Below are 15,173 nucleotides of genomic sequence, written 5' to 3'. Positions count from 1 at the left end.
GTTCAGGTTCAGGTTCAGGTTCAGGTTCAGGTTCAGGTTCAGGTTCAGGTTCAGGTTCAGGTTCAGGTTCAGGTTCAGGTTCAACCATAGCGGGTTGACTAATAACTTCAACAGGCTGAACAGCACTCACAGGAGCAATATCTTGAACTTTTTCTTGGACTTGGCGATTCACCACCGCTTGTCCATTTTGCTGAATAGGCTCTGATACTAAAATTTCATTTGGCGCTAAAGGACGGAATGCCAATAAGCGTAAAACGCACATTTCAAAACCTTGCTCTTGCGTTACGGCAAGTTGCAAGTCTGAACGACCTTTACAGGCAATTTGGTAATAAAGCTGCAAATCTTGAGCAGAAATCAGCTTAGACAGTTGCATGATTTTGCGATTGATTTCATCGCTATATTTCAAACTCAAATCAGGTAGATATTGCAAAATTGCCAATTCATGCAATGTCGAAATCAACTGATCAAGCACAAGTGAAACATCTAGCGCTTGATGTCTAAATTGTAATAAAAGCTGACTAACTTTCTCACGTTGATTCTGATGAATCGCTAGAATCAAATCATAAATAATCGTACGGTCAATCAAGCCAAGCATTTCTTTAACATCTTGATGATGTACAGAACCTTGACCATAAGCAATCGCTTGGTCAGTTAAAGATAATGCATCACGTAATGAACCTTGAGCAGATTCAGCAATTTGCCAAATTGCATCTTGATCGGCATTAATTTGCTCTTTTTCAAGAATAGCACCAAGGTGTTTGGTAATTTCATCGACAGCCAAAGGTCGTAGAGTAAATTGCAAACAACGTGAAATAACCGTAATCGGTAGCTTTTGTGGATCAGTCGTAGCAAACAGAAACTTAACGTGTTCTGGTGGTTCTTCTAGTGTTTTTAATAACGCATTAAAAGAATGCGTCGATAGCATATGTACTTCGTCAATCAGGTAAACTTTAAAACGACCTTGCGTTGGCGCATAAGGGACGTTGTCTAAAAGTTCACGCGTATCTTCTACTTTTGTTCTTGAAGCAGCATCGATTTCGATCAGGTCAATAAAACGCCCTTCGTTAACTGCTTTACAGGTTGCACAGACTTCACATGGTGTAGAAGTCACACCCGTTTCGCAGTTCAAACACTTGGCTAAAATACGTGCAATTGTAGTTTTACCTACACCACGCGTTCCTGTAAATAAATAAGCATGGTGTAGACGACCGCGTTCCAATGCACTACTTAATGCACGAGAAACATGGTTTTGCCCCACTAACTCATTGAAATTACGTGGACGGTATTTTCTAGCAAGTACTTGATACATGTATGCTCCTTGTTACAGGCATAAGCATACTTTGTTTTTAAAAGAGTGTGAACGCATAAAGCTCATATCCGTACAGATAAACTGCGAACTGACTTCTTTTCTCTACCAGAACCATTTATTTGTCTAAGGATGGTCATGATGTAGCTCTTGATCAGTTACACCTTCATCCATTGTTTGGACCAACCCTACACCATCCTTAATTTCAGCCGAATAATTTCCTTTCTCGGTAAAAATCTGCATGATCGTATAGTGATCTTTTTGACTTTGAGTAATCGTAAAGAAATTCTGATTTGGATCGCCCTGATCAAATTTTCCAGTCCATCGAACAATATCTTGGTCAACAGGTTCAATCTCTAGAATTTTTCCCGTGCGATTAATGCCATATTCCAACATTTGAAACTTAACAGTATCTCCAACTTTTTTAAGTTCAATCACATTTGGATCATATTTAATGACTATACCTTTAGCATTTTTAATTAGCGGAAAATTAACATTAGAAGGCAGTTGATCCTTTTCTATCTCATTAAAAACAATCTGTTGCCTAGACAACTTTTCTTTTTCGGATGGACTTAAATTCAGTATATTTTGACGAGCAAATTCATTCTGATTCTCTGCCATTTTTTGCCCAACCCCTTGCCCATTTTCTGCAGACGACGTTAAAGCAGAAGAGCTTTGTTGTGAAAAGGCAAACCAGATTAAAACTGCTAACGCCACACAAGCGATAGCAGTTCCTATTAACAACTTATTTTTCTTCATTATTTATAGCTAAAATAGAGGTTAGTTATATAGAGAAATTTTCTGCGCATTCAGGTTAATGACACTGACCGCATCGATCTTCCCTTCTTCACCTAAACGTACACCATATTTCGGGTTGTATAGGTATGGACTCGAATAGAAATTAATATTATTACCGCCCATTGCTGTACTTCCTAACGGATGAGCAAAGCCTGAACCAATATTGGTTGAACCATTATGGTACAACCCAAGATTGTGCCCGACTTCATGACGCATAGCAGCGAAAGAACAACCTGCAATATCATTTGCACCAATCATGTTATATGCAGAAGCATTAATCCAAGCCCAACCACAACCGCCATCACCTAGTTCATTACCTTGATAATAAACACCGTCTGCCAATACACGTTTACGCTCATTTTGTACCGTCGTGTCATCTCGTCCAGTAGAAATTGCTTCTTTCAAAGTACTAGCAGGGATTTTATAAGTTAAATAGCCAACATCTCTTAAGTAAAAACGTGCATTTGAATTTTCAGCGGTTAAGTTTGTTAGATTTACGCCTTCAATCATTCTAAGTTTTGCAGCGCTCTCTCCTAAAATTGCATTTACTTCTGGGCTAGAAACTAACAACATATCAATTGTATAACTATCTACTGTCCAGCCTTGAGCTGTGTAAATAAAACGGCGATTTTCACCATTTTTAATTGCAGTAGACAAGCCATTAGCAGCATTAATATAAGTGTCTGCCGATGCATTAGACACAATAACCACCTTATCCCCAACTTGAGCTTTAGCGGGTAGTTGCAAGGTCGGCTGCCAATTTGATGTAGACAGCTTCACCTTTAAAGTGGGCTGAGTCATGTTCGGTAAAGTTGCAGGGATTGTTGCCGATGAATCAATCACCTTTGTTGGTGAAGAGATCAGCTGCCAATAGCCTTTATCACTTACATACATAAACTCATATTGATCGCCTGTTTTAAGTGTTAAGGTCGCTTGGCTATTAATATTGCTGTTATTAATTTTTGCAGACCAAGTCGCTGTAGACTTGATAATAATTCTATCCCGATCACTTGCAGTGGTAGGCAAAGTGAAATTCGAAACCCAGTTTCCATCTCCAAATGAAACTTCCGTTAGCGGACTACTTACCGTGGCTAAAGATGTTCCGATTTGCTGAACATTTAGCTTCTGAGGTTTTATATATTCTGGAACCCATTTTCCTAAGGCAGAATAATATTTAAACCAATATTCAGAGCCATTTTTTAATGTAAAACTGCTCGGGAATAATAAATTTGTTTTATCAATCTCTGAGCTTGCACTTGCTGTAGAAACAACTTGTACGGTTGTTCCATCACGTACGTCACTCGGTAATGCAATGGTTTGTGCCCATTTGTCATTTTGAATGAGTACTTTTTGTATCGATGCAGTTGTTAATGGAACGACTTCATAAGTCGCACCATTGGTAGGACTTACGGTCGCTAACTGAGCGATCCATTTATTTTGACTGCTATTAAAGATGAATTGATAAACATCTCCGCTATTTATTTTTAATACTTCTAACGGAATATTCGTATTAGAAGTATCTAAATAACTACTATAGGCGGCACTAGAACGAATTGTAATCTTGTCCGAATTATTAGCGCTTGCCGGTAAAGAGAGATTTTTGACCCAATTCCCATTTGCTAAAGAAAATTCTAAATCTGAATAACCAGATGGAATTGATCCACTATTATTATTCTGATTTGGTGAAAGTACAGTTGCGGCATATACAAGCGAAGATGCAACAATTGCTCCAATAATGAGTGATGTTTTTAATTTAAAATTCACAGCGGCCTCTTTTATTTGTTTTTAGATTTTTCGTGTAGCAGATTAACAAACCATTTTTTTACAGTCAATTTTCGATCAATGCATTTTTCATTAAATTTCAATTACATGAATATTGAATCATTTTAAAATAAAAACATGAAACCTATTAAAGAATAGTTTGTTTATGAGAATTAAATAACTAAATTTATTATAAAGAAAATATTAAAAAAGATATTTAAGGATAAAAAGAAAGATCATCTCTCTTTTTATCCTCTATTTTGAATTTCCTAATTTACTTTCTTTGGAAAGCTAAACCAGACAAATACTGTTAAAAGGAAGAAACAAATAGCGGAGATTGTAAGCACCCAACTATGCGCATAGCTAAAAGCTTGCTGAGCAACTGCAATTAATTGCCCTCCCAAAGGGCTTTCAAGGTTAGAAGCTAATTGCATGGTTTCACCAATCGATATACTGGCTTTCTCAATTAAGTTAGCCGGAAGTCCTTCTGGTAAAATAATTGAGCGGCTATAAAACCAAGACAACATTAACCCAAAAATAGCGACGCCTAAACCAGCTCCAAGTTCATAGGCCATACCTTCAATCGCACCTGCTGCACTTGCCTTTTGAGGTGGGACGGATGACATAATGGCGGCAGTTGAAGCTAGTAAGGCAATCTCAATACTAAAGCCTAAAAAGACCATACACGTCCACGCTAAGAAGTGATCAGTCGAAAAGTTAAGCTGAGCAAGTCCCCATAGACTAAATCCACTTATTAAAATACCAACAGTAGAAACAAGTCTAAGTCCCCATTTATTTAAACAGACTCCGGCTAATGGACCACCTAAACTAATCGCGATCATGAATGGAATAATAAACATGGCTGCCTGTAATGGAGAAAACCCATGCACAAACTGCAACTCTTGAGACAAAAGTAATTCGAACCCAACCAAAGCAATCATGGAAACTACCGCCATAACAATGCTGGTAGAAATGACTGGATGTTTAAATAACTCCAAATCAATCATTGGCGTAGTCGTTCTTTTTTGGCTTCGGATGAAGTGGATTAAAGTACTTATACCCACCACAAACATCACGACTGTAAGTACCGAGAAGTTGTACATCGCCGATTTGATTGAATAGATGAGGCTTAAAATTGCCACGACTAAAACTAAAGCTTGCCCTAAGTTAATTGGCTGATCAATTTTCACTTGTTGTTTTGGAATGATCATCGCGATCATAACCAGAACGACTAAAATAATCGGGATGTTAATGAGAAATACAGCGCCCCAATGGAAATGTTCTAGTACAAAACCACCAACCAATGGACCAAAAGCTGCTCCACCACCACCCACTGTAGACCAAAGACCAAGTGCAAAATTTCTCTGCTTTTCTTCGGTAAAAGCATTACGAATGCCTGATAAAGTGGCAGGAATAAGCATTGCTGCCCCTAGACCTAAAACAGCACGGGAAGCAATTAAGGCGTAAGCCGTTGGAGAAAAAGCCGCAGCTAAGGAACCGACTCCAAAAATTGCAGTTCCAATAAATAATAATTTTTTAAAGCCAATTCGATCACCAAGTGCACCCATCGGCAAAATCAAACCCGCCATAATCAGTGAATAAATATCAATGACCCATAAAAGCTGATTGGCAGTTAAATTCAATGCTGCACTTAAAGATGGTGTAGCAACATGCATCACCGTTGCATCAATCGTAACTGGTAAATATATAAGGACGATAATTGTCAGGATTAACCATTTTTTTTGCATAACGCTCTTCAATATCCAAAACTTGGACATGTGTTCAAATCATGGTTATTATATACACAATTGGACACTTGTCCAACTTTTAGTTTTAATGTAATTTGTGTCGAATTCAGTCAGGTGAAAGAAACATGGCCTATCTTAATCGCGATCAACGCAGAGAAATGATTCTGCAAGCAGCCATGCAAGTTGCTTTGGCTGAAGGTTTTACAGCCATGACGGTACGCCGAATCGCAACAGAAGCACAAACCTCTACCGGACAAGTTCACCATCATTTTTCTTCGGCATCTCATTTAAAAGCTGAAGCTTTTTTAAAGCTTATGGAACAGCTTGATGAAATTGAACAAACCCTAAAAACGACTAGCCAATTTCAAAGGCTTTTCATCTTATTAGGCGCAGAAAACATAGATAGACTTCAGCCCTACTTACGCTTATGGAATGAGGCTGAACTCTTAATTGAACAAGATGTTGAAATACGAAAGGCTTATAACCTTGCCATGCAGAATTGGCATCAAACAATTGTGCAAGCAATTGAATGTGGTAAAAAAGAAGGTGAATTTAAAAATATATCTAATTCAACAGACATAGCTTGGCGACTCATTGCCTTTGTATGCGGATTAGAAGGGATTTATCAACTTGGTTTACAAGGTTTAGCTGAAGAAGACTTTAAGCGCCATACCGAAGCAATTATTCGCCTAGAATTATTATAAATATAGAAGCTGGCATTAATTAAAATACCAGCTTTACAACACTAAAATTAGAACCAGCCTTTACGGCCTTTTAAAATTTGATCAGTGCAACGTAAGGCTTCTTGAGTCAGCCCCCACAAACGATAATCACCCGTGATTGAACCAATTTGGAAGTTATGAGTATAGGCAAAACTCAGGTCACGCTCAGGATCGCACCACGCCCCTGAACCATTGTAACCAATATGTCCAAAGCCATTTTTAGCGCGTTTACCCATAGTAATAATGCGGTGATATCCTAAGCGCCAATTCATCGGAATTGGCATGACACGATCACGTGCATAACTTTGAATGGTACTGAGCTCTTTAAATATTTCTGGGCGAATAACTTGCTGTCCATCCCATTCACCGTGATTTGCCAACATCGCATAAATTTTAGCAAGACTATTTGCAGTAAACGTGCCGTTCGCCGCGGGAATGACTGCTTGCAATCCTTCATCACTAAAGAAACTAAAATGCTTCATTCCTTTTGGAATCATGGCATCCTGAAAATCTTGTGGGTCTTGTCCAGTCCACGTAATCATTCTTTCAGAGAGTGAACTCTTGCGTGCTTGAGGCTTTTTAGGTTTTTCAACTTGGGAAGCCGCTGTTTTTTCAGGTTTGGGTTGAATAATTAAACGTGCTACACGTTCCAGTTCACTTGCAGGTGTACCAAAATAAGCACCGTCTAACTGCAAAGGCTCAACGAGATATTTTTGCATGAGCTGATCTAAAGATTGACCAGTTGCTTTTTCAAGTACTCCACCGACAAGCCAACCAAATGTTAAAGCTTGATAAGCATTACCCTCTCCGGCAAGGAATCTAGGCTTAGTCGCTGCAATCACATTTAACATATGAGACCAGTCGAGCATTTCTCTTGCACTTTCGATAATATTTCGAACATCAAACATGCCGCTTTGATGACTTAGCACATGACGTAAAGTCATTTGCTCTTTACCATTTTGAGCAAACTCAGGCCAATAAGTCGCAATCGGTTTGTCGTATTCTAAAAAACCTTCACTTACTAAAATATGCGCTAAAGTTGCAAGTACACCTTTACCTGTAGAGTAGCAAACTGCCAAAGTTTCAGGTTGCCAAGCTTCATTTTGTGATTTTAGACCGGTGTAGATATCTACAACTTTCTGGCCTCTAAAATAAACCGCTAATGCAGCTCCACCTTGACCTGTTCTAGCATCTTGAAGACGGCTGAACTGGTGAGCTAAATCAATAAAACGTTCATCTAAAATACCATGATAGTTATGGGTATCGGCCAGTAAAATTTGTTTAATCACATGAAGTTCCTTGCATTTTTTGTTATTTTGCTCAAAAGCAGCCCAAACATCTGTTCAGGCTGCTGATATTTTTATAATGCTTTTACAGTTCCTGCAACATGCGGTTTTTGTGATTTGGCATTACGAATCAAGAAATCAGTCTTTTTATCTGCATTTGCAGTTAAGAACTCAACTTTTGACGGTAAGAACATTGGTAGCTTAAACCATACATCTGCTTCATAAGCATTTGGTAATTCAAGGTTCGCTAGTGCTTTAGCTTTGCTCCACATGCCATGTGCAATTGCTTGCTTAAAGCCAAATGCTTTTGCTGTAATAGCATGAATATGAATTAAGTTAAAATCACCAGACACTTTCGCATAACGGCGGCCTGTGTTTTCTAAAATATTCCACTCAGCCTTTGGAACATAAGCTGGTGCTTGTTCTTCTTTGGCTTTCTCACCCACTCTTTTCTCAACTTTTTGGCGAGATAAATAAGTCGTTAAGCCTTCCATTACCACTTCATTGCCAACTTTAGCCCTGGTAATAAAGTCAAACTGAACACCTTTATCATGCGGTTTTAGTTCCCCAAATTTGCATGACAAGGTTAGTTTTTCAGTCACACCAATCGGTCTAGTTTGTTTAATCTGGTTACGGATATGAACTAAACCTAAAATTGGAAATGGGAATGCTTCTGCTGTCATCATGTGCATTTGCAAGCTTTGAGAAAGCACAGCCAAATAAATTGCGGGTACAAAGCCATTGTTTTTAAAGCCACATACTTCGTTATAAGCTTTAAGATGACTCTGATCAATTTCTAGACTATCAACCACATATTCAACTTGCGGTAAGATTTTTGGCCCTTTAGGCTTTTTAAAAATTAAACCTTGTACCACTTTTGGATAAGCCAATGCCGCTTTTGGTAGCTGGCTAAAATGACGAGTATTCATACCTAACCTTTTATAATTTATAGATTTTTAAATAAAAAAGGGATGCACAAGCACCCCTTTTTAGCTAAAAGTGCTTAAGCGCCCAACAAGCTTTGACCACACACACGTACAACGTTGCCATTTACGCCTGTAGAAGCAGTTGATGCAAACCATGCAATCGTTTCTGCTACATCAACAGGTAAACCACCTTGTTGCATTGAGTTCATACGGCGACCAGCTTCACGAATTGCAAATGGAATCGCAGCAGTCATTTGAGTTTCAATAAAGCCAGGTGCTACTGCGTTAATGGTAATACCATCTTTTAATATAGGTGCAGTAAATTTCACCAGACCAATCACACCAGCTTTAGATGCAGCGTAGTTGGTTTGACCAAGGTTACCAGCAATACCACTAATTGATGATACACAAACAATGCGACCATTTGCATTTAGACCATCGTTTTCTAACAAGTAGTCATTTACACGTTCAGCAGCAGACAAGTTAATGTTAATTACTAAGTCCCAAAGCTCTGGCTTCATGTTTGCCAAAGTTTTGTCACGAGTAATACCTGCGTTATGAACGATAATATCTAAACCGCCTTGTTTTGCCGCAGCAGTTTTAATTTTTTCGCCAGCATCAGCAGCAGTAATGTCAATTGCCAATGTAGAACCACCAATGTCAGCAGCTACACGGTCAAGGTCAGCTTGCTGTTGTGGTACGTCTAAACAGATAACATGAGCGCCATCACGTGCAAGCACATGTGCAATTGCCTCACCAATACCACGGCTCGCACCAGTTACTAATGCAGTTTTACCAGCAAGCGGTTTTGCCCAATCAACATCAACCACATCTGCTTTAGACACACGGACAACTTGACCGGACACATAAGCTGAACGTGGAGAAAGCAAGAAACGTAAAGTTGATTCAAGGTTTGCAGCAGCACCTTCGTCAACATAGACAACTTGAGCAGTAATACCCTTTTTAAATTCTTTACCTACAGATTTGATAAAGCCTTCAAGTGCACGCTGAGCAATTGCCTGTTTTACAGTTTTTGCAGTTTCAGGAGTTGTACCAATGACAATCACACGACCAGAAGTCGCAACTTGACGTGCAATCGGGTTAAAGAATTTATAAAGTTCGTTTAACTGTTCTGAGTTTTGAATACCAGAAGCATCAAATACTACTGCTTTGAATTTTGATTCTTTGTCGCCTGCATTGAATGGGCGTAAATTTAAACCAACTTTTGCAGCTTCTTGTTGTAATGCAACATTATTGCCTACATAGCTGTCAGCATGAATATTGCTAAGTACTTGTGCAATCGCACCAGACAATACACTTGACGGCGCTGCGCCAACCAATACTGCACCATTCACTACTGGCTGAGCACTTTCAAAACGCTCTAATGCAACTGGTGATGGTAAACCCAGATTTTTAACAACGAATTTACCAATAGGAGATTGTGTAAATGCTTGGTATTGATCAGTCATGATTATTATCTCTCAAAGAAATGAATTTTCTACGACAGGCTTCATTATGTTATGAGATGAATAGCAACAATATGAAATCAGTCGTTCATTAGAGTTACTCCAAATCATACTTGAGTTCATCTTTGGATGTCTTGACCTGAATGCTATCTACAATGTCATTCTAGTCAATACAGGTCTATTTGAATTGTGTTAATGTAGCTTATAAGAATATCGTTAATATGCTTGGAAAAGCCTTATGAGCAAGACAACTCAAGAAAATCCAGCAGTCGAGAATTCTGCTGAGGAAAAAGTGTCAAATACATCAAAGCCGGCTTCTAACACGGCTAAGCGTAACAGCACAACTCCTAAAGCAGCAACTAATACTCCAAAAACGACACGTACTCGTTCAACGACTGCACCTGCACGTAGCCCTCGTAATAAGAGCGCTGCTACAGCAACCTCATCTACATCTTCTAATAATGTAGTTGCAGCACCAAAAGCAACAAAAACCAAAACTTCTGTTCAACAGGATAAAACCATGAGCCAAAACACTGTTCGCCGCGTTGCAATTATTGGTGGCAACCGTATTCCATTTGCACGTTCAAATACTGCTTATTTTAAAGCGTCTAATTCTGACATGCTGACAGCAGCATTGAATGGTTTGGTTGAGCGCTTTAACTTACAAGGTAAGCGTATTGGTGAAGTCGTTGCGGGTGCTGTTTTAAAACATAGCCGTGACTTCAACATGACTCGTGAAGTTGTATTGAGCACAGATCTTGCTCCTGAAACTCCTGCTTATGACATTCAAATTGCTTGTGGTACAGGTTTACAAGCTGCTTTTGTTGTTGCAAACAAAATTGCACTTGGTCAAATCGATGTAGGTATTGCAGGTGGTGTAGACACAACTTCTGACGCGCCGATTGCTGTAGGTGATGGTTTACGTAAAGTTTTACTTGAGCTCAATGTTGCTAAGACTGGTAAAGACCGTCTTAAAGCATTAACAAAAATTGATTTTAAAAAACTACTTGATGCACCAAGCAACGGTGAACCACGTACTGGCCTTTCAATGGGTGAGCACCAAGCAATTACTGCTTTAGAATGGGGTATTACTCGCGAAGCGCAAGACGAGTTAGCTGCAAGCAGCCATCAAAAACTTGCTGCTGCTTATGAACGTGGTTTCTTTGACGACTTAATCACTCCATTCTTAGGTCTTAACCGTGACAACAACTTACGTGCAGACAGCACAGTTGAAAAACTTGCTAAATTGAAGCCAGTTTTCGGTAAAGGCGAAACTGCAACAATGACAGCAGGTAACTCAACTCCGTTAACTGATGGTGCTTCTGTTGTATTGCTTGCCTCTGAAGAATGGGCAAAAGAAAATGGCCATGAAGTTTTAGCTTACCTTTCTTTCTCTGAAACAGCAGCTGTTGACTTCATTGGTAAAAATGGTCCTAAAGAAGGCTTATTGATGGCTCCTGCTTATGCAGTACCTCGTATGCTTAAGCGTGCAAACCTTAAACTTCAAGATTTTGATTTCTACGAAATTCATGAAGCATTCGCATCTCAAGTGTTGTCTACATTGAAAGCTTGGGAAGATGAAAAATTCTGTAAAGAACGTCTTGGTTTAGATGCACCTTTAGGTTCAATTGATCGCTCTAAACTGAACGTAAATGGTTCATCTTTAGGTGCAGGCCATCCATTTGCTGCAACTGGTGGTCGTATTTTAGCAACTGCTGCTAAATTGATTAATCAAAAAGGTTCAGGCCGTGCATTAATCTCGATCTGTACAGCAGGTGGTGAAGGCGTTGTAGCAATCGTAGAGAAATAATTTTACGATTCACCTAAAAAAAGCACCCTGATGGGTGCTTTTTTAGTTTAACAACTTAATTTTTAATGAAGTGATGCTGCTTTAGCATCTGGGAAAAACTTATCTTCGATATGGTCATAACACCACTGGAAAATAAAGGTATAAACCAAAATACATAAGGTTAAACCAATATCTAAAATAAATGCATCAATAACACTCATCTGCATCATATATGCAATCATCGGTACTGTTGCAATCAACAAGCCGCCTTCAAAACCAATGGCATGTAAAATCCGAACAGGGATCGTTCTTTCCCAATTATATTTATGCTCTACTTTTTCGAAATAGTGGTTAAAAATCATATTCCAGAAAACTGAAACAACTGCCATAAACACACCGAGTGTTCCGGTTACATCCATTGGCATATCAAAAATAAAACTTAATGCAATCGCAATGATGACCAATAAAATTCCTTCATAACTGATTGCATGAATGAGCCTTCTCTTGGAAATCAACATTTTTAAATACTCAATAATAACTTGGATAATGTGCATTTTATTTTTATAATATTGATTAATCCAATCAGGTTCTTTCAGTTTTTTTGACAGATGAATATTAATCAAGAACAACTACTCATGTTTCAGGCCGTAATTGAAACAGGATCCTTTTCAGCAGCAGCACGTAAACTTGGAAAAGTTCCTTCGGCTGTAAGCATGTCTATTGCCAACTTAGAAATTGATCTGAACCTGACTTTATTTGACCGTAAAGGCCGTGAACCCGTCCCAACTGACGAAGCACGGGTCTTATACGAAAAGACATCTCAGCTTTTAATTGAGATGAATCAATGGAAACAGCATGCACACGCGTTAAGTACAGGGTTAGAAGCCAATTTAACTCTTGTGATTGTCTCTGAACTTTTACACACCAATTGGACCGACTATATTTGTCTTTTAGAAAGTCGTTTTCCAGACTTACAAATTAATATTGTGTCTGCTCCCCAAGAAGATGCACTTCAAATGTTATTAGATGGCTCTGCCCAACTTGCACTGATGTTTGAACGTGAACACCTAGATAACAGAGAACAATTTGTAGAACTTAAACGTGAGGCTTTAATTCCGGTTATTTCAAATAGCCATCCTCTCGCAAGCCAAAATCAGGTTTCTTATGAACAAATCCTTACTACACGACAAATTGTAGTTGCAAGCCGAGATGAAACTTTAAAGCCGGAATTGCTATTTTCGAAACATTATTGGCGTACAGACAACCACCACTCTGCTTGTTTAATGATTTTACGCAATCTAGGTTGGGGTGTTCTTCCTCAAGAAATGTTTAAAGAAAACCCAGAATTAAAAAACAAGCTTAAAGTATTGGATTTATTAGATTTCACGCCAAGATTTGAATATTATGTCGACTTAGTATGGAGCCGTGAAAGTGAACTTGGTGCGGCTGCCAGATTCCTAATTGAATATATCCGTAAGCAACGAATGCAACAGACACCTTAAAATTATTTCAATTGAGATGCAGAACCTAAACGTTTTTCTTTGAAATATAACAATTGATATATCGACAGCATGAATAGACTTTGTGCTATAAAAGAAAACATAAGATTTATTACTGAAGATGTTGAATATCAATGACTCATACAGCACTTGACCAATTAAAAACATTAACGACCGTTGTTGCCGATAGTAGTGACCTTGATGCAATTCGTAAATTTCGTCCATTAGACGCGACGACAAACCCTTCGTTGATTACGGCAGCAGCAGAACAACCTGAAAGTAAAGAGCTGATTGAAGATGCTTATTATCAAGCCAAAGAAGAAGGCTATAGCAACGATGAGTTAATCGAAAGAACGATTGATATTTTGACTGTAAAATTTGGCGTAGAAATTTTAAAACTCATTGAAGGCCGTGTTTCGACAGAAGTTGATGCTGCCCTTTCATATGACACCGAAGCAACCATTAAAAAAGCGCATGAATTATGTGAACTTTACAAAGGTTATGGTATTGATCAGTCACGTATTTTGATTAAAATCGCGTCGACTTGGGAAGGTATTCAAGCTGCTAAGGTACTTGAAGCTGAAGGGATCGCTTGTAACCTGACTCTCCTTTTCGGTTTGCATCAAGCTCAAGCATGTGCAGATGCTAAAGTAACTTTAATTTCACCATTTGTCGGCCGTATCTTAGACTGGTACAAAAAAGCTGAAGGTGTAGATGCCTACCCAATCGAAAAAGACCCAGGTGTAGTTTCAGTTAAGAAAATCTACACTTACTACAAGCAGCAAAATATTCCAACTCAAGTGATGGGTGCGAGCTTCCGTAGCATTGATCAAGTGCTTGGCCTTGCAGGATGTGATTTGCTAACGATTTCACCGGGGCTACTTACCCAGCTTGAGCAAGATACACGTACAGTTGATGCAGCTCTTGATGCGACTAAATCAAAACAAGCAGAGGCTATTGTTAGACCTGCTCAAGATGAACAAAGCTTTAAAGACGAACTTAATCATGACTTAATGGCATTCCAACTTTTACAAGGTGGTGTTGATGGCTTTATTAAAGCTCGTGACCAATTAAGTTTTTTATTACGTCAATCTTTTGGAATTGATGCAGAAATTAAACCTTAAAAAACTGCACTTTTCATACAAAATTGCCGATTTTTGTTATTATGACAAAAATCGGTTTTTTATTGGGTTTCTTGTGTTCGGCATAACAGATATAACAACATATATTATTGGTACATTCCTAATTGTGTTATTACCCGGACCCAATTCTCTTTATGTGATGTCAATTGCTTCACGCTACGGGATTAAAACCGGATATATGGGCGCATTGGGTATTTTTACTGGCGATCTCATTTTAATGCTGTGTACTGTACTAGGAGCAGCCTCCCTACTTAAAGCATTTCCATGGGTATTTGTTATTCTTAAATTAACAGGTGCTCTTTACCTATCTTATTTAGGCTTTAAACTCTTACAAGGTAGTATTCAACGCTGGAAACAACGTAATCACCCACAACCAGAAATGGCTGATTTACCTGCTTTAGATAAAGTTCACCCTTATAAAACCGCCTTAAGTATTAGTTTACTTAACCCTAAAGCAATTTTATTTTTCCTATCTTTCTTTGTTCAATTTGTTGAACCCGACTATGCCTATCCTGCTCTAAGCTTTTTAATTTTAGCGGTTATTTTACAGGTGATTAGTTTTAGCTATTTAACGGCATTAATCTTCTCTGGAATTAAACTTTCAGCATTTTTTAAACAAAACCATAAAATTGCTGCGAGTAGTATTTTTTTAGTCGGAATTCTATTCTTCGGATTTGGTCTAAAACTAGCAACCTCAACAATCTAATCATCGTTACCTATCCGTTTATGC

13 protein-coding genes are annotated in these 15,173 nt (G+C 38.5%); 5 read left to right on the top strand and 8 right to left on the bottom strand.

Annotation, left to right across the window (positions count from 1 at the left end; all coding sequences use genetic code 11):
• The 4 genes from dnaX to amvA all read right to left on the bottom strand — a co-directional run.
• On the bottom strand, positions 1-1,309 hold a 1,309-nt coding region (gene dnaX, locus F968_RS07195), incomplete at its 3' end, for a DNA polymerase III subunit gamma/tau (RefSeq protein ID WP_004791714.1).
• A 123-nt stretch (positions 1,310-1,432) separates the two neighbouring features.
• The gene (gene cpaB, locus F968_RS07190; protein WP_004791712.1) at positions 1,433-2,065 is read right to left on the bottom strand and encodes a metalloprotease secretion chaperone CpaB; all 633 of its coding nucleotides are present in this window, start codon (positions 2,063-2,065) and stop codon (positions 1,433-1,435) included.
• 21 nt (positions 2,066-2,086) lie between these two features.
• Positions 2,087-3,868 (bottom strand): metalloendopeptidase CpaA, encoded by a 1,782-nt coding sequence (gene cpaA, locus F968_RS07185; protein ID WP_004791710.1) that lies wholly within the window; start codon positions 3,866-3,868, stop codon positions 2,087-2,089.
• A 266-nt stretch (positions 3,869-4,134) separates the two neighbouring features.
• Positions 4,135-5,613 (bottom strand): multidrug efflux MFS transporter AmvA, encoded by a 1,479-nt coding sequence (amvA, locus tag F968_RS07180; protein ID WP_004791708.1) that lies wholly within the window; start codon positions 5,611-5,613, stop codon positions 4,135-4,137.
• Positions 5,614-5,738: 125 nt separating this feature from the next.
• Here amvA and F968_RS07175 point away from each other — a divergent pair, with 125 nt between their 5' ends.
• Positions 5,739-6,317 carry a TetR family transcriptional regulator gene (locus tag F968_RS07175; RefSeq protein WP_004791707.1) on the top strand — a complete coding sequence of 193 codons (579 nt, stop codon included), beginning with the start codon at positions 5,739-5,741 and terminating at the stop codon, positions 6,315-6,317.
• Between the two features lie 47 nt (positions 6,318-6,364).
• Here the strand turns inward: F968_RS07175 and F968_RS07170 are convergent, their stop codons facing one another.
• From F968_RS07170 to F968_RS07160, 3 genes are all read right to left on the bottom strand, one after another.
• Entirely contained in the window at positions 6,365-7,624 is a 1,260-nt protein-coding gene (locus F968_RS07170; RefSeq protein ID WP_004791705.1) for a serine hydrolase domain-containing protein, read from the bottom strand.
• Positions 7,625-7,695: 71 nt separating this feature from the next.
• Positions 7,696-8,550, bottom strand: a complete 855-nt coding sequence (locus F968_RS07165) for a MaoC family dehydratase (protein ID WP_004791703.1) — start codon at positions 8,548-8,550, stop codon at positions 7,696-7,698.
• A gap of 74 nt (positions 8,551-8,624) precedes the next feature.
• Positions 8,625-10,016, bottom strand: a complete 1,392-nt coding sequence (locus F968_RS07160; protein WP_004791701.1) for a 3-oxoacyl-ACP reductase — start codon at positions 10,014-10,016, stop codon at positions 8,625-8,627.
• Between the two features lie 235 nt (positions 10,017-10,251).
• On the opposite strand from F968_RS07160, the gene F968_RS07155 reads away from it, so the two are divergent.
• Positions 10,252-11,823, top strand: coding sequence for an acetyl-CoA C-acetyltransferase (locus tag F968_RS07155; protein ID WP_004791700.1), 1,572 nt, complete (start codon positions 10,252-10,254; stop codon positions 11,821-11,823).
• A 62-nt stretch (positions 11,824-11,885) separates the two neighbouring features.
• Here F968_RS07155 and aceI read toward each other — a convergent pair whose 3' ends face one another.
• Complete coding sequence (gene aceI / locus F968_RS07150; RefSeq protein WP_004791697.1) at positions 11,886-12,320, bottom strand: chlorhexidine efflux PACE transporter AceI; 435 nt, start codon at positions 12,318-12,320, stop codon at positions 11,886-11,888.
• Positions 12,321-12,410: 90 nt separating this feature from the next.
• Between aceI and F968_RS07145 the strand changes: the two genes are divergently transcribed.
• From F968_RS07145 to leuE, 3 genes are all read left to right on the top strand, one after another.
• Positions 12,411-13,304 (top strand): HTH-type transcriptional regulator AceR, encoded by an 894-nt coding sequence (locus F968_RS07145; RefSeq protein ID WP_004791696.1) that lies wholly within the window; start codon positions 12,411-12,413, stop codon positions 13,302-13,304.
• Positions 13,305-13,435: 131 nt separating this feature from the next.
• Positions 13,436-14,425, top strand: coding sequence for a transaldolase (gene tal / locus F968_RS07140; protein WP_004791694.1), 990 nt, complete (start codon positions 13,436-13,438; stop codon positions 14,423-14,425).
• A 73-nt stretch (positions 14,426-14,498) separates the two neighbouring features.
• The gene (leuE, locus tag F968_RS07135) at positions 14,499-15,149 is read left to right on the top strand and encodes a leucine efflux protein LeuE (RefSeq protein ID WP_034596589.1); all 651 of its coding nucleotides are present in this window, start codon (positions 14,499-14,501) and stop codon (positions 15,147-15,149) included.
• The last annotated feature ends 24 nt before the right edge of the window (positions 15,150-15,173 follow it).

The organism is Acinetobacter sp. NIPH 817, assembly GCF_000368405.1.
Classification (GTDB): domain Bacteria; phylum Pseudomonadota; class Gammaproteobacteria; order Pseudomonadales; family Moraxellaceae; genus Acinetobacter.
The sequence above is the reverse complement of the archived record's forward strand: the minus strand, read 5'-3'. Positions and strand labels throughout refer to the sequence as shown.

Bases quoted from the DNA above. Each gene is read 5' to 3' on its own strand.
- cpaB (WP_004791712.1), bottom strand. From the start codon at position 2,065: ATGAAGAAAAATAAGTTGTTAATAGGAACTGCTATCGCTTGTGTGGCG.
- amvA (WP_004791708.1), bottom strand. From the start codon at position 5,613: ATGCAAAAAAAATGGTTAATCCTGACAATTATCGTCCTTATATATTTA.
- F968_RS07175 (WP_004791707.1), top strand. From the start codon at position 5,739: ATGGCCTATCTTAATCGCGATCAACGCAGAGAAATGATTCTGCAAGCA.
- F968_RS07165 (WP_004791703.1), bottom strand. From the start codon at position 8,550: ATGAATACTCGTCATTTTAGCCAGCTACCAAAAGCGGCATTGGCTTAT.
- F968_RS07160 (WP_004791701.1), bottom strand. From the start codon at position 10,016: ATGACTGATCAATACCAAGCATTTACACAATCTCCTATTGGTAAATTC.
- F968_RS07155 (WP_004791700.1), top strand. From the start codon at position 10,252: ATGAGCAAGACAACTCAAGAAAATCCAGCAGTCGAGAATTCTGCTGAG.
- aceI (WP_004791697.1), bottom strand. From the start codon at position 12,320: ATGTTGATTTCCAAGAGAAGGCTCATTCATGCAATCAGTTATGAAGGA.
- F968_RS07145 (WP_004791696.1), top strand. From the start codon at position 12,411: ATGAATATTAATCAAGAACAACTACTCATGTTTCAGGCCGTAATTGAA.
- tal (WP_004791694.1), top strand. From the start codon at position 13,436: ATGACTCATACAGCACTTGACCAATTAAAAACATTAACGACCGTTGTT.